General features: G+C 50.0%; 28 protein-coding genes and 1 tRNA gene. 15 read left to right on the top strand and 14 right to left on the bottom strand.

The genetic code is table 11. The features are described 5' to 3' along the window. Nucleotides 1-108 precede the first annotated feature (108 nt). From rpsL to AC5SLM_RS03420, 4 genes are all read left to right on the top strand, one after another. Nucleotides 109-483 carry a 30S ribosomal protein S12 gene (gene rpsL / locus AC5SLM_RS03435; RefSeq protein WP_205457947.1) on the top strand — a complete coding sequence of 125 codons (375 nt, stop codon included), beginning with the start codon at nt 109-111 and terminating at the stop codon, nt 481-483. A 79-nt stretch (nt 484-562) separates the two neighbouring features. Then, nucleotides 563-1,030: a 30S ribosomal protein S7 gene (gene rpsG, locus AC5SLM_RS03430; protein WP_495249540.1), complete on the top strand. Its 468-nt coding sequence runs from the start codon at nt 563-565 to the stop codon at nt 1,028-1,030. Between the two features lie 73 nt (nt 1,031-1,103). Next, nucleotides 1,104-3,182, top strand: coding sequence for an elongation factor G (gene fusA, locus AC5SLM_RS03425; RefSeq protein WP_495249539.1), 2,079 nt, complete (start codon nt 1,104-1,106; stop codon nt 3,180-3,182). A 56-nt stretch (nt 3,183-3,238) separates the two neighbouring features. Beyond that, nucleotides 3,239-3,315 (top strand) — tRNA-Arg (locus AC5SLM_RS03420). 7 nt (nt 3,316-3,322) lie between these two features. Here AC5SLM_RS03420 and AC5SLM_RS03415 read toward each other — a convergent pair. Further along, nucleotides 3,323-3,808: a hypothetical protein gene (locus AC5SLM_RS03415; protein WP_495249538.1), complete on the bottom strand. Its 486-nt coding sequence runs from the start codon at nt 3,806-3,808 to the stop codon at nt 3,323-3,325. A 162-nt stretch (nt 3,809-3,970) separates the two neighbouring features. Between AC5SLM_RS03415 and AC5SLM_RS03410 the strand changes: the two genes are divergently transcribed. Genes AC5SLM_RS03410 through AC5SLM_RS03375 form a run of 8 tightly spaced genes read left to right on the top strand, consistent with a single transcriptional unit; the run spans nt 3,971 to nt 12,774 of the window. Continuing rightward, the gene (locus AC5SLM_RS03410; RefSeq protein WP_495249537.1) at nt 3,971-5,422 is read left to right on the top strand and encodes an NADH-quinone oxidoreductase subunit G; all 1,452 of its coding nucleotides are present in this window, start codon (nt 3,971-3,973) and stop codon (nt 5,420-5,422) included. Next, nucleotides 5,415-6,698, top strand: coding sequence for a complex I subunit 1/NuoH family protein (locus AC5SLM_RS03405; protein WP_495249536.1), 1,284 nt, complete (start codon nt 5,415-5,417; stop codon nt 6,696-6,698). The genes AC5SLM_RS03410 and AC5SLM_RS03405 overlap by 8 nt, the downstream gene beginning before the upstream one ends. Continuing rightward, complete coding sequence (locus AC5SLM_RS03400; RefSeq protein ID WP_495249535.1) at nt 6,699-7,193, top strand: NuoI/complex I 23 kDa subunit family protein; 495 nt, start codon at nt 6,699-6,701, stop codon at nt 7,191-7,193. Next, nucleotides 7,193-7,690, top strand: coding sequence for an NADH-quinone oxidoreductase subunit J family protein (locus AC5SLM_RS03395; RefSeq protein ID WP_495249534.1), 498 nt, complete (start codon nt 7,193-7,195; stop codon nt 7,688-7,690). Before AC5SLM_RS03400 ends, AC5SLM_RS03395 begins: the two co-directional genes overlap by 1 nt. Beyond that, complete coding sequence (gene nuoK / locus AC5SLM_RS03390) at nt 7,687-8,001, top strand: NADH-quinone oxidoreductase subunit NuoK (protein ID WP_495249533.1); 315 nt, start codon at nt 7,687-7,689, stop codon at nt 7,999-8,001. Before AC5SLM_RS03395 ends, nuoK begins: the two co-directional genes overlap by 4 nt. Next, nucleotides 7,998-9,839 carry an NADH-quinone oxidoreductase subunit L gene (nuoL, locus tag AC5SLM_RS03385; RefSeq protein ID WP_495249532.1) on the top strand — a complete coding sequence of 614 codons (1,842 nt, stop codon included), beginning with the start codon at nt 7,998-8,000 and terminating at the stop codon, nt 9,837-9,839. The genes nuoK and nuoL overlap by 4 nt, the downstream gene beginning before the upstream one ends. Further along, nucleotides 9,836-11,302, top strand: a complete 1,467-nt coding sequence (locus AC5SLM_RS03380) for a complex I subunit 4 family protein (RefSeq protein WP_495249531.1) — start codon at nt 9,836-9,838, stop codon at nt 11,300-11,302. Before nuoL ends, AC5SLM_RS03380 begins: the two co-directional genes overlap by 4 nt. Continuing rightward, entirely contained in the window at nt 11,299-12,774 is a 1,476-nt protein-coding gene (locus AC5SLM_RS03375) for an NADH-quinone oxidoreductase subunit N (RefSeq protein ID WP_495249530.1), read from the top strand. Before AC5SLM_RS03380 ends, AC5SLM_RS03375 begins: the two co-directional genes overlap by 4 nt. Nucleotides 12,775-12,831: 57 nt before the next feature. Here the strand turns inward: AC5SLM_RS03375 and AC5SLM_RS03370 are convergent, their stop codons facing one another. From AC5SLM_RS03370 to AC5SLM_RS03345, 6 genes are read right to left on the bottom strand one after another with little or no spacing between them, the layout of a single operon-like run. Continuing rightward, on the bottom strand, nt 12,832-13,482 hold the full coding sequence (locus AC5SLM_RS03370; RefSeq protein ID WP_495249529.1) for a Crp/Fnr family transcriptional regulator: 651 nt from the start codon (nt 13,480-13,482) through the stop codon (nt 12,832-12,834). An 11-nt stretch (nt 13,483-13,493) separates the two neighbouring features. After that, the gene (nuoF, locus tag AC5SLM_RS03365; RefSeq protein WP_495249528.1) at nt 13,494-14,720 is read right to left on the bottom strand and encodes an NADH-quinone oxidoreductase subunit NuoF; all 1,227 of its coding nucleotides are present in this window, start codon (nt 14,718-14,720) and stop codon (nt 13,494-13,496) included. After that, the gene (nuoE, locus tag AC5SLM_RS03360; RefSeq protein WP_495249527.1) at nt 14,717-15,193 is read right to left on the bottom strand and encodes an NADH-quinone oxidoreductase subunit NuoE; all 477 of its coding nucleotides are present in this window, start codon (nt 15,191-15,193) and stop codon (nt 14,717-14,719) included. Before nuoE ends, nuoF begins: the two co-directional genes overlap by 4 nt. Further along, nucleotides 15,190-16,836 (bottom strand): NADH-quinone oxidoreductase subunit D, encoded by a 1,647-nt coding sequence (locus AC5SLM_RS03355; RefSeq protein ID WP_495249526.1) that lies wholly within the window; start codon nt 16,834-16,836, stop codon nt 15,190-15,192. The genes nuoE and AC5SLM_RS03355 overlap by 4 nt, the downstream gene beginning before the upstream one ends. Further along, nucleotides 16,829-17,350: an NADH-quinone oxidoreductase subunit B gene (locus tag AC5SLM_RS03350; protein WP_495249525.1), complete on the bottom strand. Its 522-nt coding sequence runs from the start codon at nt 17,348-17,350 to the stop codon at nt 16,829-16,831. Before AC5SLM_RS03350 ends, AC5SLM_RS03355 begins: the two co-directional genes overlap by 8 nt. Further along, nucleotides 17,341-17,703 (bottom strand): NADH-quinone oxidoreductase subunit A, encoded by a 363-nt coding sequence (locus AC5SLM_RS03345; protein WP_495249524.1) that lies wholly within the window; start codon nt 17,701-17,703, stop codon nt 17,341-17,343. Before AC5SLM_RS03345 ends, AC5SLM_RS03350 begins: the two co-directional genes overlap by 10 nt. Nucleotides 17,704-17,968: 265 nt before the next feature. Between AC5SLM_RS03345 and AC5SLM_RS03340 the strand changes: the two genes are divergently transcribed. From AC5SLM_RS03340 to AC5SLM_RS03330, 3 genes are read left to right on the top strand one after another with little or no spacing between them, the layout of a single operon-like run. Next, nucleotides 17,969-18,934, top strand: a complete 966-nt coding sequence (locus tag AC5SLM_RS03340) for a L,D-transpeptidase family protein (protein ID WP_495249523.1) — start codon at nt 17,969-17,971, stop codon at nt 18,932-18,934. 9 nt (nt 18,935-18,943) lie between these two features. Continuing rightward, nucleotides 18,944-19,180, top strand: a complete 237-nt coding sequence (locus tag AC5SLM_RS03335) for a hypothetical protein (protein WP_495249522.1) — start codon at nt 18,944-18,946, stop codon at nt 19,178-19,180. Further along, nucleotides 19,180-20,217, top strand: coding sequence for an alanine racemase (locus tag AC5SLM_RS03330; protein ID WP_495249521.1), 1,038 nt, complete (start codon nt 19,180-19,182; stop codon nt 20,215-20,217). Before AC5SLM_RS03335 ends, AC5SLM_RS03330 begins: the two co-directional genes overlap by 1 nt. Here the strand turns inward: AC5SLM_RS03330 and AC5SLM_RS03325 are convergent. From AC5SLM_RS03325 to AC5SLM_RS03295, 7 genes are all read right to left on the bottom strand, one after another. Beyond that, a complete protein-coding gene (locus AC5SLM_RS03325) occupies nt 20,185-21,423 on the bottom strand; it encodes a GGDEF domain-containing protein (RefSeq protein ID WP_495249520.1) in 1,239 nt (412 codons plus the stop codon). The genes AC5SLM_RS03330 and AC5SLM_RS03325 overlap by 33 nt on opposite strands. 3 nt (nt 21,424-21,426) lie before the next feature. Then, the gene (htpX, locus tag AC5SLM_RS03320) at nt 21,427-22,275 is read right to left on the bottom strand and encodes a zinc metalloprotease HtpX (RefSeq protein ID WP_495249519.1); all 849 of its coding nucleotides are present in this window, start codon (nt 22,273-22,275) and stop codon (nt 21,427-21,429) included. Further along, a complete protein-coding gene (locus tag AC5SLM_RS03315; protein WP_495249518.1) occupies nt 22,263-22,646 on the bottom strand; it encodes a hypothetical protein in 384 nt (127 codons plus the stop codon). The genes htpX and AC5SLM_RS03315 overlap by 13 nt, the downstream gene beginning before the upstream one ends. A gap of 9 nt (nt 22,647-22,655) precedes the next feature. Continuing rightward, entirely contained in the window at nt 22,656-22,877 is a 222-nt protein-coding gene (locus tag AC5SLM_RS03310) for a PP0621 family protein (protein WP_495249517.1), read from the bottom strand. Beyond that, the gene (rsmG, locus tag AC5SLM_RS03305; protein ID WP_495249516.1) at nt 22,874-23,452 is read right to left on the bottom strand and encodes a 16S rRNA (guanine(527)-N(7))-methyltransferase RsmG; all 579 of its coding nucleotides are present in this window, start codon (nt 23,450-23,452) and stop codon (nt 22,874-22,876) included. Before rsmG ends, AC5SLM_RS03310 begins: the two co-directional genes overlap by 4 nt. Before the next feature lie 157 nt (nt 23,453-23,609). After that, nucleotides 23,610-25,265 carry an efflux RND transporter permease subunit gene (locus tag AC5SLM_RS03300; protein ID WP_495249515.1) on the bottom strand — a complete coding sequence of 552 codons (1,656 nt, stop codon included), beginning with the start codon at nt 25,263-25,265 and terminating at the stop codon, nt 23,610-23,612. Continuing rightward, on the bottom strand, nt 25,255-26,835 hold the full coding sequence (locus AC5SLM_RS03295) for an efflux RND transporter permease subunit (protein ID WP_495249514.1): 1,581 nt from the start codon (nt 26,833-26,835) through the stop codon (nt 25,255-25,257). The genes AC5SLM_RS03300 and AC5SLM_RS03295 overlap by 11 nt, the downstream gene beginning before the upstream one ends.

Raw genomic sequence — 26,835 nt, 5'->3', positions numbered from 1 at the left:
GGCCCATTCTTCTGATTTCCCCCTTAAATTAACCTTTTTTTAAGTCGTTTTTAAATATAATAGCGCGTATTTTTATCGATACAAACTCTATGATGAGAAGGAATAAATGTGCCTACCATTAACCAATTGGTAAGAAATGAGCGCAAAAAGGTGATTAAAAAATCAAAATCTCCTGCGCTTGTTGAGTGTCCTCAGCGACGCGGTGTTTGCACTAGGGTCTACACAACAACCCCTAAAAAGCCAAACTCCGCTTTGCGTAAAGTTGCCAAAGTCAGATTGACCAGCGGTTTTGAAGTGATTAGCTACATCGGTGGTGAAGGCCACAATCTCCAAGAGCACTCCATCGTTCTTGTGCGCGGCGGAAGGGTAAAAGACTTACCTGGTGTAAAGTATCACATCGTGCGTGGCGCCCTTGATACAGCGGGTGTTGCAAATCGAAAAGTGGCAAGAAGTAAGTACGGTACTAAGCGACCTAAAAAATAAAACAATACACACAGGCGTCACCCTCTGAATGTAGGTGATGTTTGAGTAAAATTGTCATTCAATTTGAAGGAAGAATTTTATGAGAAGAAGAAAAGCGCAAGTCCGAGAGGTATTGCCTGACCCAATCTACGGCAACAAAATCATCACGAAGTTCATTAATGCATTAATGGTCGATGGTAAAAAAAGCACGGCGACAAAGATTATGTACGGCGCAATCAGCCTGATTGAAACAAAGGGCGAGGAAAAAGGGATTGATGTTTTTAACGCTGCTATTGACAACGTAAAACCTGTCATGGAAGTAAAAAGCCGACGTGTAGGTGGGGCAACCTACCAAGTACCTGTTGAAGTACGCCCTGTACGCCAACAAGCATTAGCGATTCGCTGGATGATTACCTTTTCTCGCAAGCGAAGTGAGCGAACCATGGTAGAACGACTCGCGAACGAATTGATGGATGCTGCACACATGCGTGGCGCAACCTTCAAGAAAAAAGAAGATACATACAAAATGGCAGAAGCAAACAAAGCGTTTGCTCACTACCGCTGGTAAGATTTTGAGCTTTAAGTGGCCCCAGATTTGGGCCACTTCCTCCTAACGACAAGACGACAAAAGGAAACCCAAAATGTCACGAAACACTCCCATTGAACGAGTACGAAACATAGGAATTGCCGCCCATATTGATGCGGGCAAGACAACCACTACAGAACGTATTCTTTTTTACACAGGTATTTCCCATAAAATTGGTGAAGTTCATGATGGCGCTGCTACGATGGACTGGATGGAGCAAGAAAAAGAGCGTGGCATTACGATCACCTCTGCTGCGACTACATGTATGTGGAAAGACCACCAAATTAACATCATCGACACTCCCGGCCACGTTGATTTTACCATTGAAGTTGAGCGTTCTATGCGTGTACTTGATGGTGCTGTTGCTGTTTTTTGTGCCGTTGGCGGTGTGCAACCCCAATCTGAAACCGTATGGCGACAAGCCAACAAATACCGCGTTCCTCGCATGGTATATGTCAACAAAATGGACCGTGTTGGTGCAGATTTTTACAATGTTGAAAATCAAATCAAAGAGCGTCTAAAAGCCAACCCAGTGCCCATTCAAATTCCTATTGGCGCGGAAGATACGTTCAAAGGGGTTATTGACCTTGTGACTATGAAAGCCTATATATGGGAAGATGAGGCTGCGATGGGGTCAAACTACGATGTGGTTGAAATTCCTGCAGAACTTCGTGAAAAAGCAGAAGCATACCGTGAAAGAATGGTAGAAGCGGTTTCTGAAACCAGCGATGAGCTTATGGAAAAATACCTCGGGGGCGAAGCCCTTAGCGAAGCAGAAATTGTAGCAGGCATTAAAGCAGGATGCCTTGCCATGACAATGATTCCGATGATTTGTGGTACCTCCTTTAAAAACAAAGGCGTACAGCCAATGCTTGACGCGGTTGTTGCCTACATGCCCTCACCCGTAGAAGTTGCCGCTATTCGTGGCGAGTATGAAGATGGTACTGAAACCATTGTGAAGTCTACTGATGATGGCGAGTTTGCGGCCCTTGCGTTTAAAATCATGACCGACCCTTTCGTGGGTCAATTGGCCTTTATTCGTGTGTACCGAGGAACGCTTGAAAGCGGCACGTACGCTTACAATAGCATCAAAGGCAAAAAAGAGCGCGTAGGCCGATTGCTTAAAATGCATGCTAATAAACGTGAAGAGATTAAAATGCTTTACGCGGGCGAAATTGGCGCGGTTGTAGGTCTTAAAGATACCCTCACAGGCGAAACCCTCACAGGCGAAAAAGACAGAGTAATCTTGGAGCGCATGGATTTCCCAGATCCTGTTATTTCTGTTGCAGTTGAACCAAAAACAAAAGCCGACCAAGAAAAAATGGGTATTGCCCTTCAAAAACTTGCCCAAGAAGACCCTTCTTTCCGTGTAAAAACAGACGAAGAAAGCGGCCAAACCATCATTTCAGGCATGGGTGAATTGCACCTTGAAATTATTGTTGACCGTATGCTTCGTGAGTTTAAAGTCGACGCAGAAGTGGGCCAACCTCAAGTTGCTTACCGCGAAACCATTCGCCAAAGTGTGCAACAAGAGTACAAATACGCCAAGCAATCGGGCGGTCGTGGTCAGTTTGGCCATGTTTACTTGCGTCTTGATCCAAAAGAAGCAGGTACAGGTTATGAGTTTGTGAATGACATCAAAGGCGGGGTAATTCCACGTGAATACATTCCTGCGGTTGATAAAGGCTGCCAAGAGGCGATGCAAGGCGGTGTATTGGCGGGCTACCCTATGGAAGACGTCAAGGTTACCTTGTATGATGGTTCTTACCACGATGTTGACTCCTCTGAGATGGCCTTTAAACTGGCTGCTTCCATGGGCTTTAAAGAAGGCGCACGTAAAGCGGGTGCTGTTATTCTAGAGCCAATGATGAAGGTAGAGGTAGAAACACCAGAAGACTTCATGGGTGATGTTATCGGCGACCTTAACCGACGCCGTGGACAAATCAACGCCATGGATGACCGCAGTGGCAATAAAATTGTCAATGCCTTTTGTCCTCTTTCTGAAATGTTTGGCTATTCTACAGACCTTCGCAGTCAGACCCAAGGACGCGCAAGCTACTCCATGGAATTTGACCATTACGCAGAAGTTCCTAAGAACGTCGCAGAAGAAATTATTAAAAAGCGAAAAGGCTAATCCTTTTTCTCCTAACGCACACTCCTTGTGGGGGTGTGCGTTTTTTTATGCCCCTTGTCCTCATAGCTCAGCTGGATAGAGCACTTGATTCCTAATCGAGAGGCCGCAGGTTCAAATCCTGCTGGGGACACCACTGCTTTTCACTTTGTTTTAAACCGAAATTGTGCCCCAATTCTCTTTCCTTGAAATTGTTTCTCCAATGTCACTTCGCCATGCCATTGCATGTTTCCCGCAATACACGTGGGCAGGATGCCCTTGGCAGTGTAGTACCCCTCTTCTTCTTGTGTAAAAGTAAAACGGTGCACGCCCATGTCCATGTTCGTCGCATAAATCTTAAGGGGGAGTGTTGCTGTTTGAATGCCTGTGGTGCGCAAGGAGAGGCTTAGGGGCGTCATGAGGGGAATCCCTCTTGGATGGATGTCTAGCTCCATGGTAGAGCCATCGGCGAGGAGAATACGACAGGGGGAGGTGCTAAGGTCGCACTCTGGGGATGGGTAGGCAAAATGCACTTCTCCATCAAGCCAACGCTCTAGGGTTGTGCCGTCTATAAAAATCAGTCCCAACACCACCCCAATACCAAGCACTTGGCCTAGCAGGAGAAGGTAGAAACGCCCCGTTCTTTTCACGCGAATCCTTTACATGTAAGGTGCAAAAGTGTATCTTTTGGGGGATAAAAGTCCGTTGAATTACACTTTTCCTAAGAGAAGTGTTTTATATTGCGAACAACAGGCACCTTGAAGTGCCAAATCTGTACACTACATGTAAAAAATTCCGAAGGCATGTGCCACATGGTTCAAATCTCCATCAATGGAAAATGGGTCGAAGCAAAAGAAAACGCACTCTTGATTGACGTCCTTTTTGGGCAAGGGGTTTCCATCCCGCATTTTTGTTACCATCCAGCACTTGGGAAGGATGGTAATTGCCGCATGTGCATGGTGGAGATTGAAGGCAAAAAACGCCCGCAGATTGCCTGTGATGCGCCCGTAAAAGAGGGCTTGATTGTCCGCACAAATTCCCCCGCTGTTACGCAAGTTAGACGCTCTATTTTAGAACTTGAACTCATCAACCACCCCGTAGATTGCCCCATTTGTGACCAAGCAGGCGAGTGTAAGCTGCAAGATTACTACATGGAAACAGGTTTATACGAAAGCCGCTTGGAAACGTCCAAAGTGCATGGGAAAAAACACGTAGACCTAGGGGCTAATGTGGTGCTAGACCAAGAGCGCTGTGTGCTGTGTACCCGTTGTGTGCGCTTCACTTCGACCATCACCCAAACCCATGAGCTTGGCGTCTTTGGGCGAGGAGACGCAGCTGTGGTAGATGTGTATCCTGGCAAAAGGCTCACCAACGCTTACGCCATGAATGTGGTGGATTTATGCCCCGTGGGCGCGCTAACAAGCAAGGCGTTTCGGTTTAAAAAGCGGGTGTGGTTTTTACGCACCTTTGAAGCTATTTGCCCAGGGTGTGCCAAAGGATGCAATGTCTTTGTAGACCACCATCGCGCAAAATACGAAGAGGATTGGATGTACCGCATTCGTCCACGGCTTAATGAGGCCGTCAATGGACATTTTATGTGCGATGCAGGGCGCATGCTTTACGAGAAAGAAAACCAAGAACGGCCCGTGGAAGCCTACAGTAAAGGGACACAGGTTTCTTTTGAGAGGGCGCTTGAGGAAGCCAGAAAAGATATTATGCACCCGCTTAGTGTGGTGGTGATTTCAGCTTCGGCAAGCCTAGAGGAATTGTGGATGGCGCGTTTTTTTGAGAGTGCTTTGGGCCTTAATGTTTATGCAAGTTGCCATATTGACCCTGCCTTTGAGGATACACTGTTGCGTGACCGTGACCGTGAGATGAATACCAAGGGTGCAAAAATGCTTGGGTTTACATGTATCACTGACCCCGAAATTGTCTTAAGGGAAGCGCGTTTTGTGGTGCTTATTGGGCAGAAAAATATAGACACTTGGATGGACGCTTGTGCGGAGCGCAAGATTCCCTTTGGCCTCATGCACGCCCATGCAACATCCCCAAAGGCCCAGTGGAGTTTGCCCATCGCGTCTCACTTTGAACGAAGCGGGCGGTTTGTGGCACAAGGGGGCGCCTTGCAAGTAAGCCACACGGGGTTGGAAAAAATCGCCCCCCGCCTTTGCCTTGAAGCCTTGCTTGGGCGCATCTTTGAGTATTCTCCTGCGTTTATGGAAGAGGCGATGCAAAAACTAGAAGCGTGGTTGTCCCATGAGTGAAGCAAACGTTTGGGTCGTGGTAGTAAACATCCTGTTGGCCACCTTGCTTTCCTTGGGCGGCGCGCCCATCTTGGTGTGGATGGAGCGTCGGGTAGCGGGGCTCATCCAAGACCGTTTAGGCCCTAACCGCTGTCACATCGGAGGGATTCGCCTTTTTGGCCTGGTGCAATCTATCGCCGATATGCTCAAACTTGCGTTTAAAGAAGATTTTCAACCTGGACACATTAAACAAAACCTCATCTACACCTTAGCCCCCGCCTTTGTCTTTGTGTGTGCGTTTTTAACGTTTATGGTGATGCCTTTGGCCGATGTTTTGGTGCTAGATGGCAACCGTTACCTCATGCAAGCCCTGCCCATTGAGTTTGGGCTTTTGTGGTTTTTGGCCTTTGCGGGATTGTCGGTGTATGGGATTTTGCTAGGGGGTTGGGCGAGTGATAATAAGTACAGTCTTTTAGGCTCTCTTCGTGCCAGTGCGCAAGTGGTGAGCTACGAAGCGGCGATGGGGCTAGCACTGGTTTCCATGCTCATCGTGTACGGGTCGGTGCATTTGAGCGAGATTGCTGCATTTCAGGGAAAATTGCTCTTTGGAGTGATTCCTGCGTGGGGCGTGGTGCTTCAACCCTTGGCGGCGCTTATTTTCATCATCACTGCTTTTGCCGAAACCAACCGTGCCCCTTTTGACATGGCAGAAGGAGAGAGTGAGATAGTGGGCGGGTTTCATACCGAATACGCTGCCATGCGCTTTGGGCTCTTTTTTGTGGGCGAATACATTGCCATGTGCGCTTCAAGCGCGATTATCGTTACCCTCTTTTTTGGTGGGTATCAGATTCCGTGGGCGTCAACTGCCTTTTTAAAAGGACACATCAGTGAAGTGCTTGGGGTTGTGATGGTGGCGCTACCTGTGGTGTGCGGGCTGTTTATTGGCTGGATGCGACGCCAAAACCGTTGGATTAATCCTCACGACCCCCGTGCCAAAGAAACCTTTTATTTAACCCGCGTTTTTATAGGCATGACCGTCATTTTAGAACTGGGATTAGCGTGGATGGTTTTTGGTGGCTTGGGGGAAAATGGCACAAGCATCAGCGTTGTTGCCCTCCAAGTGCTCACCTTTGCCATGAAAGTCTACGCCATGAATTTTGTCTACATTTGGGTGCGCTGGACCTTGCCACGGTTTCGGTATGACCATTTGCAAATGCTTAGTTGGAAAGTGTTGCTGCCTTTGGCGTTAGCCAATGTGCTTATCACGGCCTTGGTGGTCGTGGGAATGGGGTGGTAAATGAAACCGACAAAACACCTACCGCGGCATGGAAGCACGTGGAGAGAGAAACTGTTTTTGCCCGCATTGTTTAAGGGGCTTGGGATTACCTTTGGCCATTTTTGGGGCAACATTACCCGTTCAAAACGCATCAAAACCCTAAGCTATCCTGAAGAACAACCCACAGACATCACCCCGCGCTACCGTGGGGTGCATCGGCTGACGCAACGAGAAGATGGGAGTGCGCGGTGCGTGGCCTGTTTTATGTGTGCCACGGCTTGTCCCGCGGAGTGTATTTTTATCGTAGCCAAAGAACGCGAAGATGGGGTGGATGAAAAAGAGCCTGAGCGTTTTGACATTGACTTGCTTGAATGTGTATTTTGTGGAGCCTGCGTAGAAGCATGCCCGTGCGATGCCATTCGCATGGACAGCGGGATTTTTAGCGTGGTGGCCGAAAGTAGAGAAGCGTTTATACGCACCAAAGAAACGTTGCTAGCAACGCCAAAGGGAGTGTGATGGAACTTGTGTTTGGCATCCTTTCAATCATCGCCATTGCGGGGGCGGTGGGAGTGATTACCTTGAAGCAACCCGTGCATTCGGGGGTGAGTTTTATTGCAACGGTGGTTGCTTTGGCGGGCTTGTTTGCCCTTTTGAGCGCAACGTTTTTGTTCATGGTGCAAATCATCTTATATGCGGGTGCGGTGATTACGTTGATTTTATTTGTCATCATGGTGCTCAACGTCCAAACGTCCCATTTGCCCGATGAAAAAGGGCAGGGTAAAACCCTTGCCCTTGGCGCGGTGTGCTTGGCCCCGTTGGTCGCTCTTGGCATGCGTGGGTTTAGCACGCTGGGCAATGAAAAACTTGTCATCCTTGGCGAAGGCTTTGGGGGCATTCACGGGCTTGGAATGGCACTGTTTCAAGAGTGGGTTTTGCCCTTTGAGCTCATTTCGTTGTTGCTACTTGCCGCCCTTGTTGGGGCCGTGGTGCTGCTTAAAAAGGAGCACGCATGATGAGTATTCAAGGGGTGGCATTGGTGGCATTGGTGCTCTTTTGCATTGGTTTTTTAGGGGTGGTCTCGCGTAAAAATATCTTTGTGGTGTACCTGAGCATCGAGCTGATGCTCAATGGCGTCAACCTTCTTTTGGTGGGACTTTCCCGCTACCACGAAGGGAGCGACGGGCAAGTGATGGCCTTGCTCATCATCGCCATTGCAGCAGCAGAAGCGGCGGTCTTTTTGGCCCTTATTGTGACCCTTGTGAAACACCGACGCACCCTGAATATCGACCGGTTTAATACCTTGCGCCCTAAGGGGACACGATGATGTGGATTGTGCTTGCGCCTTTATTGGGGGCGATGGTGTTGGGGGGATTGTATCTTTTTTCCTTACATGTAAGGCCTGTTTCACGGAAGGTTTTTTTGACCATTGGCGTGGCGACACCGTGGGTGAGTTTTGTGGCGACTCTGTGGGTTTTAAAAACTTTTTTAGAACAACAAGCTCCTGTGGTGTACGAAGCGTACACGTGGTTACATGTAGGGGATTTTCACATTCGCATGGGCTTCATGGGTGACACCTTGAGCCTCTTTATGGCGCTGTTTATTACCTTTATTGGCGGGCTAATCCACGTGTACGCGGGCGGGTATATGGCTAAGGACGCGGGCTTTGGAAAGTTTTTCGCCTTTTTTAATCTTTTTTTAGCCTCCATGTTAGTCCTTGTGCTCGCCAGTTCACCGGTGGTGATGTTTATCGGGTGGGAAGGGGTAGGGATTTGTTCTTACGCGCTCATTGGATACTACCACCAACACCGCGCCAATGTGGAAGCGGGCAATAAAGCGTTTTTAGCAAACCGCGTGGGGGATTTTGGCTTTATCGTGGGCTTGTGTACGCTCTTTGTGGCCGTGGGAGGCACGGGGTTTGATTATGGGTCGTTGGCGGAAAATATCCACCTTGTGGAAAGCGGCACCTTGCATTTTATCGGTGCGATGCTCTTTATCGGTGCGATGGGAAAATCCGCCCAACTTCCTTTACATGTATGGCTTCCTGATGCCATGGCAGGCCCAACACCTGTTTCGGCACTCATCCATGCTGCGACCATGGTCACGGCGGGTGTGTACATGGTGGCCCGCTTTGGGTTTTTGTACGACTTGATTCCTGCTGTGGGGCTGTGGATTGCCTACGTGGGTGCGGGCTCTTCGCTCTTTGCCGCTCTTGTGGCAACCCGCCAAAGTGACATCAAAAAAATTCTGGCCTATTCGACCATGTCACAACTGGGGTATATGTTTGTGGCCGTGGGGATTGGAAGTTACGGGGCGGGCTTGTTTCACGTGTTTACCCATGCCTTTTTTAAAGCCTTGCTTTTCTTGGGCGCGGGCGCGGTAATCGTCGCCCTAGGCCATCAGCAAAATATCTTCAAAATGGGTGGCCTTCGCACGCGTTTGCCGTTGGTGTACGGGCTTATGCTTGTGGGAACCTTGGCCTTGTGCGGCATTTTCCCGCTGGCGGGATTTTTTAGCAAAGATGCGATTTTAATAGCCGCTTTTGACCAAGGCCATTACGGCTTGTGGGCGTTGGGTATGGCGGTGGCGGGTGTAACGGCATTTTACATGTTTCGCCTCTTTTTTCTTGTGTTTGAAGGCGCTCCTGCGACGAAAACGCCTTTACATGTAGTCCCTGTGAGTATGCAGTGGCCTATGGTTGTTTTGGCCTTTGGAGCAGTGGGGGCAGGGTGGATTGGCGTGCCCGAAGCCTTAGGGGGAGAGAATTGGATAGGGCGATGGTTTGGGGGTGAAGTCCACCTTTCTCGCGCGATGGAATACGCCTTGATGGCGGGAAATATGGTGGTTGTTTTGGGAGGCATTGGGGTGGCATATTGGAAATTCAAGGGAGGATTTTCCAATGCCTCCTCCGTGCGTGGACACGCTTTTTACATGGACACACTCGTCGCTTGGGGTATCGTGCGCCCCTTGCAATGGGCGAGCACGTGGATTGCTAAGGTGGCGGACACCCGTGGGATTGATGGCGCTATCATGCGGGTATGTTGGGGGGCGGTACGCCTTGGACAGCGTGCCCAAATACTCCAAAATGGAAACGTGCGCGCCTATGCCTTTGCCATGTTGGTGGGCGTTGGGGCAGTTTCCCTTTACATGCTAGGGGTCTTATGATGCTTAGTATCCTTATTTTTCTCCCCATTATTGTCGCTTTTTGTCTGTTGATTTTGCCGGTAAATGCAACGCAAACCCGCAACGGTGCCTTGGTGATTGGCGTGGTGATTTTCCTTTTGTCTTTGAGCCTTTATAGCCAGTTTGAACCTGTGAGCGAGATGCAGTTTAAGGAATTCATTCCTTGGATTACGACCTATGGGATTGGGTATTCGGTGGGCATTGATGGGGTTTCGCTCATCATTTTGATGCTCATTGCCACCCTTATGCCTTGTGCGTATATGTTGCTGTGGAAGGGGCGCACGAAGGGGTATTGGGTGAGCATGTTGCTCATTCAAGGGGGAATGCTTGGGGCGTTGATGGCCCAAGATTTGATTTTGTTTTACCTCTTTTGGGAAACCATGCTCTTGCCGGTGTTTATGATTGTGGGGATGTTTGGCACGGGGGATAAGGTCTTTTCAACCCTCAAAGTCACCTTGTATACCATGCTTGGTTCTTTGCTCATGTTTATTGCTATTTTGTATCTTGGTGCCTCCCATGCAAGGGAATTTGGACATTGGAGTTTTGAGCTTTCCCACTTGACACAGTTGACGTGGCTAAGTTGGAATGAGCGGGCATGGCTCTTTGGGGCGTTTATGCTTGCCTTTGCTATTAAAATCCCCCTCTTTCCCTTTCATACGTGGTTGCTAAAGACCTACTCCAACGCGCCCACGGGCGGGGTGTTTTTACTTTCGGCCATCATGGCAAAACTGGGCGTGTACGGGGTGATTCGATTTGTGCTTCCACTTTTTCCCGAGCACAGCGTCTATTTTGCCCCGTGGATCATGGGAGTAGGGTTGTTTGGTTTGGTCTATTTTGGCATAGCCGCCCTTATGCAAGATGACGTGAAAAAGCTTTTGGCGTATTCGTCTGCGTCGCACCTTGGGTTTATTGTGGTGGGCGTGTTTAGTTTTAATGTGTATGGCATGATGGGGGCGTTGTTGCTCATCGTGGCCCATGCTATGGCCACAGGCGGTCTTTTCTTGCTGGTGGGCCATTTGGAATTTCACACCAAAACAAAGGCCATTAGTGCTTTAGGGGGGATTGCCACACGGGCGCCCGTGTTTACGGTCTATTTTGCCCTGTTTATGCTGTGCATTGTGGGGCTACCTGGAACAAGCGGCTTTGTGTCGGAGTTGCTCATTATCTTAGGCGTGTTTCATGTGGGCATTCCTGCGGGAATGGTAGCAGCACTCAGTGTGCTTGTGGCGGCAAGCTTTATGTTATGGATGTTTGGCAGGGTGGCCCTCCAAGAAGCGCAAGAGAGCGCAACACGGATGGTGGATTTGTCGTGGAAGCAGGGCCTTGGGCTTTTGCCTATTGCGCTACTCATTGTGGCAATGGGGTTAGACCCTGAGTGGTTTTTTGCCAAAATCGAGCCAACGGTCTTGGGTTACTTGGGCGAACTCCTAGGAGGTGTGCAATGAGTTATGTGGCGATACTTCACCTCATGCCGTTGTTGATTATGCTCCTTGGTGGGGCCTTACTCATGCTTTTGGGCGCCAAAGACCTCTTGAATATTCGCCAGTATTCTTACATTGCCCTAGGCTGCTTGGGGGTAGCTTCGGTGTTTCAACTGGTGTTGTTGGGACAGTTATACGCCGTGGAATTGCTGCCAAGCGCGTTTGGCGGGATGCTTGTTGCGGATAGCTATTCGGGGTATTTTAATGCGATTTTACTCATCGCGGGGGTGTTGATTATCTTGATTGGGCAACACTATTTCATCATCCATCGCTACTACAAGGGAGAGTTTTTTGCCCTCTTTTTGTTTTCGCTTTTTGGGATGATGGTGCTTACCCAAGCCAGAGAACTCATGGTGGCGTTTATTGCCCTTGAGATTGCCTCTATTAGCGTGTACGTGATGATTGGGTACCATAAGAGCCATGAAAAGCGCACGGAAGCGGCGTACAAATACCTTGTGCTAGGCTCCCTCGCGGGTGCCCTCTTTTTGCTTGGGGTGGCGTGCATTTACGCAGGGGCTCAAACGACGCGCCTTGGGGAGCTTTTGCTTGTCATCACTACCCGTCCTTTGGAAGAGTTGGCCTTAGTGCGCATCGGTGGGACGCTTATTTTGATTACGTTTTTGTTTAAAATCGCCGCGTTTCCCTTTCAAGGGTGGGCCATTGATGTGTACGATGGGGCGCCGTTGCCTGTGACGGGTTTTATGGCGGCGGCCTTTAAAATTGCCGTGTTTGGGTTTATGCTACGGCTCATGCTTGTGGAATTTGAGTCCATTAAAGGGATGTGGGACATGCTGCTTGTGGGTGTCATTGTGTGTACCTTGGTGTATGGGTCGTTGATGGCCATTGTTCAACAAAGCATCAAGCGCTTATTGGCGGCCTCTTCCATCGTCCATACGGGGTATTTGCTCATTGCGTTTTTATCTACAGATGCTTTGCCCCAGCATGCGGCCTCTTCTATCATTTTTTACCAAGTGGCCTATTTTCTCTCGGCTGTGGGGGCTTTTGGCTTACTCTCGTACATTCTTTCTGATGATAGATTACGCATTACGTATGAGGATTTTAAGGGCTTCGCCTTGTTGCATCCTTACATGGCGGCGGCCATGAGCGTGTTTATGCTCTCTTTGGCGGGCATTCCTTCGACCATTGGGTTTATTGGGAAGTTTTACATTTTCACAGGAGCCATTCAAGCAGGCTATACCCCTTTGGCGGTCTTTGCAATGCTAGCGACCTTTGTGTCGGTGTATTATTACTTTAAACTCATCGCCATGATGTATTTTTACCCCTCCGCCACCTTGACGACGGTGCCCGTGTTTCGAGGCATTACACCCAAAATCATTGGGGCGTTGGCCTTTGCTGTCATCCTTGGAGGCATTGGGGGCGTGGACGTGATTATGGATTTGGCGACCATCGCCCATGCTTCTTTATTTTTGCATTAAGCTTCTGGTACAACACGTTTTATCAGAAGCCAAAGCACTAAAGGCGTTGTTGGAATGCTACCTGAGGGTTTTACATGTATCGTACAGGGTGCAGAGTTTTTTGGCGTCTAATACTTCAAATGTGCTACTAGTGTAGGTGATGATTCCCTCTTTTTTGAGTTTTTTGAGGTTGCGCGAAAAGGTTTCGGGAGCCATGTTAAGAATGCTTGCGATTTTGTATTTTTTGATTTTTGTAAAGAGTTCGCTGTTTTCGTGAATGAGTTGGGCGATTTTTTGCATGGACGTTTGGGGGACGCGGTTGTTCATCAGGGATTTTACTTTTTTAACCAGTTGCATGATGAGCTGAATAGCCACATCAGGGTCGCGCAAAAAATGTTTGGCAAACTCTTCGTACTCTACCATGAGCACCGTAGAGTCGGTGTCGCACTCGGCAGTGGTTTGGTAAGGTGTGCGTTGCAAGGATGCGGCCTCGCCGATGAGGGCTTGGGTGTAGTAGTAGTCTAAAATGGTGATGGTGTTTTTGGCATCATAACGGTAGAGTTTGACCAAGCCTTCGAGTAAAAAGTACAAATACCCCGGTTCTTCCCCTTCGTAAAACAGGATATTGCCCTCTTTGAACTGTTTGATGGTGCTAATTTGGTGCAGTTTTTTGAGCTGCTCTTGGCTGAGTGCACTAAAGAGGCAAATGTTTTCAAGAGTGTGGTACATGTAAAGGTTCCTTAGGTGGGGCAAAGGGCGTAAAATTCCTCAGGAAACGCGTGGATGTAACTCACTGCCATGTCTGCCACCGCGGGGGCAAAAACACAAATGGTTTTTCCGTTCATGGTCGTGCTAATTTCCAAAAGCAAGTCAATGTCGCTGCGTTTTCCTTGGCCGTTAAGCACTTTTGCCAAAATGCGATCCATCCAACCTGTGCCTTCGCGACAGGGCGTGCACTGGCCACAGGATTCGTGGTGGTAGAATTCTAGCAGATTTTTCATCGCTTTGGGGATGCTCACGGTCTCGTCCATGATAATCATGCCGCCTGTGCCAAGGGTTGAGTTGCTGCATTTTAAGGATTCATAATCTAGCGTCACGCGGGGAATGTGTTCGGCTTTTAAGATAGAGCACGAAGAGCCTCCGGGCACGATGGCTTTAAGGGCTTTTCCGTCTTTTACCCCTCCGCCAATTTCGTCCAAAAACCCCTGCATGGAAGTGCCATAAGCCAGTTCGTAGATACCTGGGTTTGTAACGTGACCGCTGAGCCCAAAGAGCATGGTGCCTGGACTTTGAGGGGTGCCAAAGGCGCGGTACGCTTCAAAACCGTGTTCGATGATGTAGGGAACAGAAGCGATGGTTTCGACGTTATTAACAACCGCTGGGCGCCCAAAAAGCCACTCGGGTTCTTTGGTGTGGGGTTTGAGCCTTGGGTGCCCACGCTTGCCTTCTAAAGATTCAAGCAAAGCAGTTTTTTCGCCACAAATGTACGCTCCTGCGCCTCTGTGTAAGGTGATGTCTAGCCCTTTTCCAAGCAAGCCAGCCCCATACGCTTCTTTAAGTGCCGCTTCAAAGCGTGCCGCCCAAAAGTGGTATTCACCCCGAATGTATACGTACGCGTGCTTTACATGTAAGGCATAAGCACTAATAATCATGCCCTCAATGAGCAAGTGCGGGTCGTATTCTAAGATTTGACGGTCTTTAAAGGTGCCTGGTTCACTCTCATCGGCATTAACGACGAGGTAGCGTGGTTTGTCATCAAGGGGTGGCATAAGAAGCCACTTTTCACCCGTGGGAGAACCCCCGCCCCCTTTGCCCCGCAGGCCGCTTTTAACCACCTCTTCTGTGACCGCTTCGGGGGCTAGGGAAAAGAGTCTGGGTAAAGAGCCATAGCGTCCATTGGCCCTTGCTACGTCTAGGGTGTGGGCACCGGGGATGGAAAACAAGCGGCTAATGAGTGAACATCTCATGAACGAAGCTCCTCTAGTAAAGCGCTCAGGGTGGCTTCACTGACGCTTTCGTAGTAAGTGGTGTCGATGCACACGCAAGGCGCCCCACCGCAGGCTCCTAAGCACTCCACTTGGGTGAGGGTAAAGCGTCCATCGGGCGTGGTTTGGCCACAGGTGATGCCCAGTGTTTTTTCAAGGTAAGCCAAGATGCTCTCACTCCCCCCAAGCATGCACGAGAGGGTTTTGCACACTTGAATGTGGTGGGTGCCAATGGGCTTAAAATGAAACATGGTGTAAAAAGAGGCCACGCTGTACACTTCCGTGGGGGTGATGGAGAGTTTTTGGGCGAGGTGTTCCATGGCCTCAGGGGAGATCCACCCCTCTTGTTCTTGGACTAACCACAGCGCGGGAAGCAATAAGGCCCGAAGGGAAGGGTAGCGGGTGCGCAGGTGTTCAAATTTGGTCTCATTTTGAGGGGTAAAGGAAAAACTCATCGGTCTAATTCTCCTGCGACAATATTTAAACTCCCCAACGCCAACACCGCATCGGCAATCATCCCGCCCTCGATGAGGTGGGGCAAGGCCGCCATGGCGGGGAAACAAGGAGGCCGTACTTTGACTTTGCGGGGAGTGCCACTGCCGTCGCTGTGGATGAAAAATCCCAACTCGCCATTGGCTCCTTCGATGGCGCGGTAGTACTCTTTGGGTGGTACATGTACACCCTCGTAAACGAGTTTGAAGTGGTTCATCGCCCCTTCGATGGTGGTGTACACCTCTTGCTTTGCGGGCAAGCTTACGGAGCGCTCTTGTACGCACACTGGCCCATCAGGGAGCTGTTTGAGGGCTTGGCGAATGATAGACGCACTTTGGGCAATCTCTTCAAAGCGCACCATGGTGCGGTCATACACATCCCCCACGCTGCCCACTGGAATCTCAAAATCAAAACGCTCATACACCGAATAAGGCGCCACGGAGCGCAGGTCGTACGCCACGCCACATGCGCGCAAATTTGGCCCTGTAAGCCCGTAATTTAACGCGTCCTTGGCAGAGATGACCCCCACGTTTTGGGTACGGTCGTGAAAGATACGGTTGTGGGTGATGAGCCCTAGGGTGTCAGAAACACCCGCTTCGATTTCTCTCAAACACGCCTCCACGTCCGCTTCAAACCCCTCGTACGCATCATGGGCCATGCCACCAATGCGCATAAACGAGTTGGTGAGTCTGGCCCCTGTGAGTTTGGAGAGGAGGGTATAGACTTTTTCGCGGGGGTTGTACAAGTACCAGTAATTTGTTAGCGCGCCCATGTCCACAAGGCCTGCGGCAAGGCAAACAAGGTGGTCGATGATGCGGCTAAGCTCTCCTAGAATCACCCGTAAGTACTCTCCCCGTTCGGGCAAGGTGAGCCCTAACATCCCTTCCACCGTGTGGGCAAAGGCGGTATTGTTTAAGATGGCGGAACAGTAATTGAGGCGGTCGGTGTAGGGGATGATTTGATTGTACGTGTGGTTTTCGCACGATTTTTCAAACCCACGGTGCAAATAGCCAATCTCACACACCGCCGCGCGGATAGTTTCCCCGTGTAAGGCCACAAGGGTGCGGATGGTGCCGTGGGTAGCAGGGTGTGCGGGGCCTAGGTTTAAAAAGTTGAGTTCTTTGGGCGAGGGAAGTTTTTTGTAGGCAAGGCGCGCGTGCATTTGGTCCATCAAATCGTCGGTCGTTTCGCACCATTGCCCTTTGGTGATGGGATAATCCTTGCGTAAAGGATGGCCCTTGAATTGGTGGTGGTTGAGGAGGCGTCTGAGGTTGGGGTGGCCTTCAAAGGCGATGCCGTACTGGTCCCACACTTCCCGTTCGGCCCAATCCGCACTGCGGTAAAGGGCGTACAAGCTAGGTGCGCGCTCTTGTGTCCAAAGTTTAAGGGTGATGGGAGTGGGATTGGTGGGGTTGCGAAAGAGGTAAATGAGGGCAAAACGCTTAGGGGTGTTTGAAAGTCCCCAATAATCCACCGCCGTAATGTCAAGGAGTAGGGTATAGCCCAAGGTTTCTTTTAAAAAGGTTGCAATTTCTAAAAGGGAAGCGTGTTGGATTTCGTAGGCCCCGTTGGTGTCTTTGGGTAAAGAAGCTAACATGTCAGCCATCAAGGCGTCCTTTAAAGGTGCGATTTATACGGTCTTTGAGGATGGATTCTTGGGATTTTTGGAGGGCTTGGATGCGCATGAGGCCGTCTAAAAAGGCTTCAGGACGAGGCGGACACCCTGCGACGTACACGTCCACAGGAATCACTGCGTCGATGCCTTGGAGGGTGGTATAGTTGTCGTAAAACCCGCCACTGCACGCGCACGCTCCCATACTGATGACCCATTTGGGCTCAGGCATTTGGTCGTAGATGCGCTTTAAAATAGGGGCTTGTTTGTAAGTGATAGTGCCCGCAACGACCATTAGGTCGGCTTGGCGTGGGGAAAAACGGACAACTTCCGCCCCAAAACGGGAGAGGTCATACTGGCTAGACGCGGCGCTCATGAACTCAATGGCGCAACAGGCCGTGCCAAACACGTAAGGCCACATGGAAGACTCTCTCGCCCAGTTAATAGCCGTATCTAGGCGCGTGGTGATGACACTGTCTCCAAAGATAGCTTCTGCTCCTACTGCCATGCGAGCGCCTTTTTCCAGTACACGTACACCAGTCCCACCAGCAGCATCCCAATAAAGGCAAACATTTCGATGAGTCCAGAAGCGCCAAGGGTGCGCAAATTGACCGCCCAAGGAAACATGAACGTTACCTCAATGGCGAAAATAACATACAAAATAGCCACAAGGTAAAAGCGTACGCCAACGGGCGCGTTGGGTTTACCATAGGGAGCAGTGATGCCGCTTTCGTAGGTAAGGTTTTTGGCTTGGTTGCCCGTGGAGCGCGGACCGAGCTTTTGGGTGGCAAGAAAGAGGGCGGGAAGCAACAGAACAAGGAAGAAAAGGGAAAGAGAAGCAAGAAGAAGTTCTGGGGACATGCAAATTCTTTTTTGTGTGATTTTATGAAATGATGGTACCACAGGCTACTTAAAGGGGATGTAAAATAGAAAGATTGATTATCGGGCTTTAGAAAATGTCACTACGGTTTTCAAAGGGTTACATGTAAGGGTTAAAAAGAGGTGTTTTTTCCCACAAAAACCAACTATAAGTGAATCTTCTCTATAATATCTCCTTTTATGTCAAAGGCTCTTGCACGACACGTTTTGTAAGAGCTATTCAATCCCAAGACCATAAGGAATGTCGGTGTTTAGAGCGTTGTTAATCAGTAGTGTTGTATGGGCACATCTTTGGGCGATTCCCTTGGCGGAAACCTATCGTACACAAGGGGTTGCTGCCCTTGAAAAGCAAGCAGAAGAAGTGTTGCAAAGCCGTGCGTATTGGGATGCTTTTATTGGCGAAAAAGATGTTTCGCTAGGGTATTATGAGCGTGAGCCTATGTTGGTGCTGGTGGATAAAACAGCGGACACACTTAAAGTTTTTGAATTTGAAAATGGCAACCCTGTGCTTCAAATGACCCACCCTGTCATCACGGGCATCGGAGGGGATAAACAGCGCGAGGGCGATTTGAAAACCCCTGTGGGCGTGTACGAAGTGGTGCGTCGTTTTGTGCCAAGTGACCCTTTTTACGGGCAGATTGCCTTTGCCCTTTCTTATCCTAACATCATGGATAAGCGTATGGGGAAAGATGGGTATGGGATTTGGATTCACGGGCATCCCCTTAACAGTGCTAAGCGGTACGACCAAAATACACGAGGCTGTGTGGTTATGACCAATGACTTGTTGGACATTTTTGATGCCAAAGTGCAAGAGAAAAAAACCCTCACGTTGATTTCAGAAGCGGGTGAGCCTAAGGTTGAGAAAGAAACCATCGTAGCGTTGTTGACGCAGGTGTTTGAGTGGCGCAATGCCTGGAAATACAGCGATGTAAACCGCTATATGACTTTTTACCATGAAGATTTTAGGCGGTTTGATGGGATGCGTTTGGAAGAATTTACCCGCATGAAGCGCACGATTTTTTCACGCAATGAAGATAAGACCATCTTGTTTAACGACCTCTCCGTTGCGCCTTACCCCAACGAAGAAGGGCGGATGTTGTTTCGCGTTTCGTACCACCAGACCTACGAAACCAAAAATTATCAGCACCGTGGCAACAAAGAGATTTACGTGGATTTTTCCAACAACCAAATGAAAATACTCGTCGAACGCTAAGGAACAACTATGGAAGAGAAAGAAAAAGTAAAAGAAGAGTTAAAGAAGCTTTCACAGGCGCGCACGGCATTTTTAGACTACCTCGATGCCACCTTACCCAAAGACCCCAATGGCCTAGGGTTTGACTTTTCCCAAGCGCCAACGTTGGATGCCAAAACGGTTTATGCGCATTTTTACAAGCTAGACTACCAAGCACGAAAATTGGCAGGGATGCTTGTTCGGACCTATGATCTCACCCCAAGCTAATGGCCTACATCACCCTTAATTTTCACCATTATCGCCACAATCTTGAGCTTTTGGCTGCCAAATGTGGCGACATGAAAAAGCTCATGGTGGTGTTAAAAAACAATGCGTACGGCCATGGCATCAGCCAGATGGCGCCTCTTGCGGCGGCGGTTGGTGTGCGGTATGCGGCGGTGAAAGATTGCGTGGAAGGGTTGAAGATTGAGGGGTTGTTTGAGCGGGTGTTGGTGCTTTCTGACCTCCCCAGCTCCCCCGCATGCGGCGCATTGGCCTTTGCGATTCACTCTATGGAAAGTTTGGAGGCGGTTCCTTCTGGCACACTGGTGCATCTAAACATCGACACAGGTATGCACCGCAATGGGATTTTACCCTCCATGCTCGCGCGCGCTTTTGAGGTTGTTGTGCGGCACAATTTGATACTTGAGGGAATCTTCACCCACTTTCACAGCGCCGATATACTAAGCAGCGATTACTTTGTCCAACGTGCGCGCTTTGATGAGGTTAAGGTAAATGCGCGGAGCCTCGCCGCACGTTTTGGCGTGTCCACTCCCAAATTTCATGCGTGTAACTCAGCGGGCCTCTTGCGCCATGTGGGTGCCTTTGAAGATGATTTGGCACGGGTAGGCATCGCAAGTTACGGGTATGTGGACACACCAAGGGTGCTAGGTGTTTTTGATCTAAAACCCGTGTTGGCTTTGTGGGCAAAACGCATGAGCACGCGCACCTTGCATAAAGGCCAAAAAGTGGGGTATGGAGGCATCTTTGAAGCCCCTTGCGCCATGGTTATCTCTACCTATGATGCAGGTTATGGCGATGGCTTGTTTCGCTTTGATGGTGCGAAAGAGGTATTGCTTCACGGGGGCCAACCCTTGCTTGGGCGGGTTTCAATGGACAGCTTTAGTGCTAAGGGAGAAGAGGAAGAAGTGTGTGTGTTTGCAGACGCAACCTCCATGGCTTGCGCGGCTAACACCATTACCTATGAAGTGTTAACGCGCCTTTCTCCGTGGTTATTGCGCCTTGTGGTTGGCCGAGACGAGTAGTTTTATCTCGGTTTTGTTGCCCCCTTCTTTGTGCGCTTTTTCAAGGGCACTCTCTGCGCGTCTTCGAAAACTCTCAATGGTGTCATCTGGAGAAATAAACGTTGTAATTCCAAAGCTACATGTAAGCTTTCCCGCCCCTTCAAAACGCTTTTTCGAGATAAGCAAGGTGAGTTTTTGCGAGAGGGCGTTGGCAGACTGAAAGGCAATGTCGGGCAACACGATGGCAAAAATATTCTCATCCCACACGCCAAAAACATCCGTGTTGCGCAAACTGCTTTTGATGAGGTTGACTAGCTCTTTTTGAACCCCCAGCGCTTTTTCTGGCGAGAGCATTCCTTGGAGGTTGGCAAAATGGTCAATCCCAAAAAGCAACAAGGAAAGGTCGGTTTTGTGGCGTTGGTTGCGCTTGATTTCATAAAGAATGATTTGGCGCAGTTTCAGGTTGGTAAAAATATCAAAGCGGGGGTCTTCGTCGGCTTGTTGTTCGACTTGCCGCTCGTTGGCCCGCAAGGTCGCTTCTTTTTTTTCAGCAACACTCAGGGCAAAGGCGATGTTTTGGCCCAAGAAACTCAAAGCACCAATGTCTTCAAGGGAAGGCATCACCCCTTTTTTAAAAACGGCTCCTAAGATTCCTGAGGGCTTGAGCAGATGGTCGGCTTTAAGGGAGACAAAACACACCGGGTGTGCTTGCCCGCCAAGGGGCAAGGTTGTGGTGTGTGTTTCTTGTTTTTTTTCGTGAAAATTTAACAACTCTTTTTCTAGCGGCGAATTTGGTGCTTGGTTTGAGAGCAGGAGGGTAGGAGCGAGGGGGTATGTTTCATTGAGTTGGTAGAGGCGCTTGAGGGCGTCGGGTTGGTATTGTGTGAGAAACAATTGCTCCAAACCTAGCGTGTGTGCGACCTTTTGTAAACTTTTTTCAAGCCTTACATGTAAGGGGGCAGGGGAGAAAACAATCCCAATGATGGCTTCGTGCAAGCTTGCTTCTTTGGGGGGAAGGTGTTCTTCGGTGGCGGACTCTTTGGTGACAAGCATGAAGGCAACAAACCCCAAAAGTGCCAAAAGTCCCGTAACAACACCCCTGCTTGCAAGGTTTTGTGTGAAGGCTTGGGAAAGGGGTAAGTGGGCATGGAAGAGACCCATGTCAACGGCCCAGTAAAAAATAAGGGTCGCAAGTGTTGTAAGGGCGATAGTGCTCTTGGGGTGCATGGTTTACCCTTGGTGTTTCAGTTGTTCAAGACGCGCGATGCGCTCTTGCGTGGAAGGGTGTGTGGCAAACAAAGCACCAAAGTTGATTTTTTTGCCCGCAAAGGGGTTGATGATAAAGAGGTGGGCGCTTTGCGGGGTAGCTTCTTTAAGGGCGCCACGGCGGTTATGGTTTTCCAGTTTACTAAGCGCACTTTGGAGCCATTCGGGGTGGCCTGTTAGGCGCGCAGCCCCTGCGTCGGCAAGGTATTCGCGGTTGCGGCTGATGGCCATTTGAATGACACTCGCGGCGATGGGCAATAAGATAGCCATCAAAAGCATGAGCGCGGGGTGCACATTACGGTTGCCACTGCGCCCGAACATAGCGCTAAATTGCATCATGTTGGCCAAGATGGCAATGGCGCCTGCTACGGTGGCCGCCACGGTGCCAATGAGGATGTCGTAATGGCGCACGTGGCTAAGTTCATGGGCGAGCACGGCTTCGATTTCGTTTTCATCCAAAAGGTTTAGCAACCCTTCGGTAACTGCTACTGCGGCATTGCTGGGGTTGCGCCCTGTGGCAAAGGCGTTGGGTGTGGCGTCTTTAATGATGTACACCTTTGGCATAGGGGTGTTGGCGCGTCCGCACAAACGGCGTACGATGCGAAAAAGTCCGCCCGCTTGAGTCTCCGTAACTTCAACGGCTTTAAAATGGCGCAAGAGAAGAGTGTCGGAGTAAAAGTAGCTAAAGAAATTCATCGCCGTGGCAAAAATGAGCGCCAGTACCATGCCTTGTTGGCCGCCAAACACGCCGCCAATGACCACGAGCAGCAGGGTGAGCCCCATCATTAATAGGACAGTTTTTACGATTTCCATGTCACGATTCCCTCTGGCAAAATCACCGCATCGACCCGCTTAAGCGCGGCAAGGGCGATGCCCTCTTCGTTGTCAACCATGAGGGCAATTTTCGCATCAAAGAGGTAGTGGTCTGCCAGTTCTTGAAGTTCGGGCACCAGATGGGAAGAGGCGATGAGGAAGATGGCCCCCGCGCCATTGCCAATGATGGCTTCTGTGGACGCGCTTACATGTAAGGCAAAAGGGACGCGGTTTTGTTGGCAATGCCAAATCAAATCAGGGGAATATTCAAACAAAACCGTACTTCCAGCCGGGGTGAGCACAATCTCATCAACGGTTTCAATGGGATAAAGGGGCTTAAAAGGAACAAGGCGATGACCGATTAAAAGCATGGGTTCTCCTTAAAGCTTTGCACATTCGCGGGAGCAAAAAAACTGACCATCTTTGATGATGGCATCTTTGTCACTCACAAAGGTCGAACACTTGGCGCATTCAAGCATGGTCTCCCCTTGGAGTTTTTTAGATTTTTTAGGGGAAACTCCGCCTTGGGTGCGCGCCACCTTAAAAAAGAAAAAATAGATCAGAAACAAGACGGCAATAAGGCCTAAAATTTTTAAAATCACAACAACTCCTTCACAAGAACATAACGCCGCTGGTTGCGCTCAAAAAGCGTGTAGTTTGAAAAGCCCTCAAGCTCTTCGTTGGCCCGCGAACCTTTGTATAAAAGGGCGCAGGTGGTGGGGGTGATGAACGCCTTGGCAAGGGACAATAAGGCTTTGGTGTTGGTCACGGCACGGGAGCAAATCAGCGCACAAGGAAAGGCCTCAGTTGCTTCAATGCGTTCGGTCTTCACCACCACATTGGCAAGCCCAAGTTCGCTTTTGATCAAGTGTAAAAAGGCACTTTTTTTGGCGATAGGTTCAAACAAATGCACTTCCATTTGAGGCAAGGCAAGGGCCAAAGGGATGCCTGGGAACCCCGCGCCACTGCCAATGTCGATGCAGCGTTTGGGCCATGCTTCCATGAACAGTAACGGGTAAAGGCTATCAAGGATGTTTTCCTCAACGGCTTGGGTGGTTTTGGCGCCCGAAATATTGTGCGTTTTGTTGTACGTCAAGAGCAAGGCACTGTACGCCTTCGCCTTTGAGGCAAAATCCGCAGGTAACGGATACGCGTTTAACGGTTCTAGCCATTCCATCCACAACTCCCTTGTTACAAAATCGCACCATTATAACAAAAGCAGGTTTAGGCTTTTCTGCGAAGGGCAAAAAAGCAAGGTTTTGCCTAAACGTATTTTGTAAGAATCCTCTAAAAATACCCCTTACATGTAAGGCGCGGGGCTTTACATGTAAGGATTAGTGTGCCTCAAGGGCAGGGCTTTGCTCAAGCAACACAGGCACAAAAACTAAAGAAACAATCACCGAGGCAATTGTGCCAAAAATGAGGGCAACGCCAAGGCCGCCAAAGATGGGGTCAAGGGCGAGCATCGCACTGGCAAGGACCACCGTGATGGCGGTGAGGAAGATGGGCTTTGCCCGCGTTGCGGCCGAGTGGGCGATGGCATTGCGTTTGGGCATACCTGCGTCCATCATGCTTGTGGCAAAGTCGATGATGAGCAAGGAATTGCGCGAGTTAATGCCCATGAGGGCGATGAAGCCTATCATGGAGGTTGCGGTGAGAAAAAAGGTGGTTTGGGTAAAAATGTCCATCACCCAATGCCCCACAATGACGCCGATGATAGACAAAAAACTTCCCAGTAAGATGATGCCACTGAGCGCAAAACTCTTGTAGTACACCACCATAAGTAAAAAAATCACCACCAACGCGGCAATAAACGCTCCACCAAGGTCTGCAAAGGTGTCCATGGTTACTTTCATCTCCCCGTCCCACACCAGTGCAATGGGCTCGCCCGTTTCCTTGTGGATGAGGTCTAGGTTAAACAGCGCGCCATTGGTGATGGTATACGAAGCGGCAAGCACCTCTTTGAGCTGCGTTCTGGCTTTTAGTAAGGGGTACACTTGGGAGACAAGGTCCGTTTCGGCCACCGCCGTGTGCATGCGCCGCAGGTTTTTAGAAAACAGCGTGGGCTCGGAGAGGCTAGGCACGATGCGCACCAATTCGCTCACTGGCACCAAAGCACCCGTATTGGTGTGCAACTGCAAAGAAGAGAGGCGCGCGTGCAAGGCGCTGGCACTCTTTACATGTAACGAAGAGGTGTCAAGGCGCAAAAACAGCGGCACTTGCGCGTAAGAATCCTCACGGTTTTGGGCCGCTACTTCGATGCCCTCATACGCCAGATAAAGGATGTCGTGGATTTGCTTGAGGTCAACACCGCTGCTAAGTGCACGCGCCGCGTCTATTTCTAAGGTAAAGGTTTCATGGACCGCTTCTTCAAGGGTGTCCACATCCACAAGGCCTGGGGTGTGGCGCAAAACCTCTTGGACTTGGGCGTTTAATTCCCGCAAGAGGGCATCGTTTTCCCCGTAAAGTTCCACCACAATGGCCGCTAAGGTAGGCGGCCCGGCGGGTTCTTCGACCATCTTGATGCGCGTACCCTCCACCAAAGGCTCACACCTGTTTTGGAGCACAGGGCGCAAGCGGTGCACTAAGGCAAAACTGGCTTCTTCGCGGGAGGTTTTATCGGTAAGGTTGACCACAATCTCCGCGACATGTTCGCCTCGTTTTAGGCCAGAACCCTTGACAAGTCCCGCGTAATCAAGGGGCGCGCCCATGCCCGCATACACGCTCATGGAGTGCACGTGGGGTTCTTGGGAGACCAAGGAGGTGACGCATTGGGTTACTGCTGAGGTTTGCACATGGGAACTGCCTTTGGGTAAATCCACATACACGGAAAAGGTGTCGGCACTTTTGCCTGGAAGCATTTTGGCTTTGACCAGTTGGGAGGGAAACATCCAAAGGGAGCCCACAAAGGCGAGCAAGGTCACGCCAATGACGGTGCGTTTTTTAAAGGAGGAGGCTAAAATCCTCAAAAGCCAACGCTCAAACCTCATGGGAGCCTCCTTGGACAGCGCGCTTGAGGATTCGGCGTGCGAGATAGGGGGCAAAAATATACGCAATCACCAATGAGGCAAAGATGGTCACGGGAACATTGAGCGGAATGGGGCGCATGAATTGTCCCATCATTTGCCCCACAAAGGCCATGGGCACCATGGTAAGGATAATGGCGATGGTGGCAATGTTGGTGGGCGCACTGATTTCATCAGTGGCTTCGATGATGATGGTGTCTGTGGAAATGGCGGCGGAGGTTTTGGTGCGCAAGTGGCGGTGGATGTTTTCAATGACAATAATCGCCGCGTCCACCAAGATGCCAAGGCTGAGCAAAAAGGCGAAGAGGGTGATGCGGTTGATGGTTTGGTCACCCAAATAAGCCACAAACAAGGTCACCGCAAAAATTGCCGGCACCAAAAAGGTCACAATGAGCGATTCACGCCACCCAAGGGTAAAGACCAATAAAAGGGAAATGATGACAATAGAAACCGCCAGATTACTCACAAGGTCATTGACCGCCTTGTCGGCGCGGGCTCCGTAGTTTCGCGTCACAAGGTAACGCACCCCCTCTTTTTCAAAAGCTTCTTCCATGCCCTCAAGGGTTTCAAGGACTTCTTTGGCAATCACCACCGCATTGGACCCACGCAATTTGGAAAAGGTGAGGGTTACTTGGCGCTGGGCGCTTTCAAGGGCGTCTGGGGTGTGTATGGTGGCGCGTTCAAAGGTTTGCACCGCTTCGCCTTGGGTGATGGTGGCGATGTCTTGAAGGTAGACGGGCGCCCCTTGGTGCAAGGCGATGATGAGGTGTTGGAGTTGGGTTTTGTGTTCAAGGACACCTTGTACGCCAAAAACGACCAATTCCCCCTCCTTTGTGCGTCCTTCCATGTTGGGATTTTTAGAAAGCAAGGCTTCAAGCTGTGTGGCAACTTGCCCTAAGGAAAGGCCATAAAAGGAGAGTTTGTGGGCATCCACGAGGATGTTGTATTGCTCTTTTGCCCCGCCTTTAATCTCCATCTTGGCCAAGTTTTCCACATCACCAAGGCGGGAACGCACTTTGTCGACACGCTGGGTGAGTGCTACGTAATCAAGGGGAGAATCTGGCTTAAGGTAAAAGGCAATAGAAAGGATAGGGATGTCAATGTCAATATCAAAAGGCCGTACCAAGGGCGCAAGGGCACCTTTGGGGAGTTGGTCCATGTTTTGCATGACCTTGTCGTAGAGTTTGAGATTGGAGCTTTCCCGGTCTTCCCCGATGGTGTACATGACATTGAGCATGCCCATGTTTTGCGCAGCTACCCCGTAAATGTGCTCAACCCCTTGAATTTCTTTGATTTTGCGCTCAAGGGGTTGGATGATGACATTGCGCACTTCTTGGGGCGAGGCACCTGGCAGCATGACCATAATGGTCCCCCCGCTAATGGCAATCTGTGGGTCTTCTTCGCGCGGGGTAATCATAAGGGCCAAATAGCCAAGTAAGAGCAAGGTGATACCAAGCACTGGGGTGAGGGGGTTGTGCAAAAAAACCGTGGCAATGCGCCCTGCAATGGTCTGGGAAGGAGGAGTTTGGTGCAT

The sequence above is a fragment of the Sulfurospirillum sp. HTRB-L1 genome, assembly GCF_059415125.1.
Note: the sequence above shows the minus strand (reverse complement) of the source record. Positions and strands in the feature narration are given on the sequence as shown.

Bases quoted from the DNA above. Each gene is read 5' to 3' on its own strand.
- rpsG (WP_495249540.1), top strand. From the start codon at position 563: ATGAGAAGAAGAAAAGCGCAAGTCCGAGAGGTATTGCCTGACCCAATC.
- fusA (WP_495249539.1), top strand. From the start codon at position 1,104: ATGTCACGAAACACTCCCATTGAACGAGTACGAAACATAGGAATTGCC.
- AC5SLM_RS03410 (WP_495249537.1), top strand. From the start codon at position 3,971: ATGGTTCAAATCTCCATCAATGGAAAATGGGTCGAAGCAAAAGAAAAC.
- AC5SLM_RS03405 (WP_495249536.1), top strand. From the start codon at position 5,415: ATGAGTGAAGCAAACGTTTGGGTCGTGGTAGTAAACATCCTGTTGGCC.
- AC5SLM_RS03400 (WP_495249535.1), top strand. From the start codon at position 6,699: ATGAAACCGACAAAACACCTACCGCGGCATGGAAGCACGTGGAGAGAG.
- AC5SLM_RS03395 (WP_495249534.1), top strand. From the start codon at position 7,193: ATGGAACTTGTGTTTGGCATCCTTTCAATCATCGCCATTGCGGGGGCG.
- nuoK (WP_495249533.1), top strand. From the start codon at position 7,687: ATGATGAGTATTCAAGGGGTGGCATTGGTGGCATTGGTGCTCTTTTGC.
- nuoL (WP_495249532.1), top strand. From the start codon at position 7,998: ATGATGTGGATTGTGCTTGCGCCTTTATTGGGGGCGATGGTGTTGGGG.
- AC5SLM_RS03380 (WP_495249531.1), top strand. From the start codon at position 9,836: ATGATGCTTAGTATCCTTATTTTTCTCCCCATTATTGTCGCTTTTTGT.
- AC5SLM_RS03375 (WP_495249530.1), top strand. From the start codon at position 11,299: ATGAGTTATGTGGCGATACTTCACCTCATGCCGTTGTTGATTATGCTC.
- AC5SLM_RS03370 (WP_495249529.1), bottom strand. From the start codon at position 13,482: ATGTACCACACTCTTGAAAACATTTGCCTCTTTAGTGCACTCAGCCAA.
- nuoF (WP_495249528.1), bottom strand. From the start codon at position 14,720: ATGAGATGTTCACTCATTAGCCGCTTGTTTTCCATCCCCGGTGCCCAC.
- nuoE (WP_495249527.1), bottom strand. From the start codon at position 15,193: ATGAGTTTTTCCTTTACCCCTCAAAATGAGACCAAATTTGAACACCTG.
- AC5SLM_RS03355 (WP_495249526.1), bottom strand. From the start codon at position 16,836: ATGGCTGACATGTTAGCTTCTTTACCCAAAGACACCAACGGGGCCTAC.
- AC5SLM_RS03350 (WP_495249525.1), bottom strand. From the start codon at position 17,350: ATGGCAGTAGGAGCAGAAGCTATCTTTGGAGACAGTGTCATCACCACG.
- AC5SLM_RS03345 (WP_495249524.1), bottom strand. From the start codon at position 17,703: ATGTCCCCAGAACTTCTTCTTGCTTCTCTTTCCCTTTTCTTCCTTGTT.
- AC5SLM_RS03335 (WP_495249522.1), top strand. From the start codon at position 18,944: ATGGAAGAGAAAGAAAAAGTAAAAGAAGAGTTAAAGAAGCTTTCACAG.
- AC5SLM_RS03330 (WP_495249521.1), top strand. From the start codon at position 19,180: ATGGCCTACATCACCCTTAATTTTCACCATTATCGCCACAATCTTGAG.
- AC5SLM_RS03325 (WP_495249520.1), bottom strand. From the start codon at position 21,423: ATGCACCCCAAGAGCACTATCGCCCTTACAACACTTGCGACCCTTATT.
- htpX (WP_495249519.1), bottom strand. From the start codon at position 22,275: ATGGAAATCGTAAAAACTGTCCTATTAATGATGGGGCTCACCCTGCTG.
- AC5SLM_RS03315 (WP_495249518.1), bottom strand. From the start codon at position 22,646: ATGCTTTTAATCGGTCATCGCCTTGTTCCTTTTAAGCCCCTTTATCCC.
- rsmG (WP_495249516.1), bottom strand. From the start codon at position 23,452: ATGGAATGGCTAGAACCGTTAAACGCGTATCCGTTACCTGCGGATTTT.
- AC5SLM_RS03300 (WP_495249515.1), bottom strand. From the start codon at position 25,265: ATGAGGTTTGAGCGTTGGCTTTTGAGGATTTTAGCCTCCTCCTTTAAA.
- AC5SLM_RS03295 (WP_495249514.1), bottom strand. From the start codon at position 26,835: ATGCACCAAACTCCTCCTTCCCAGACCATTGCAGGGCGCATTGCCACG.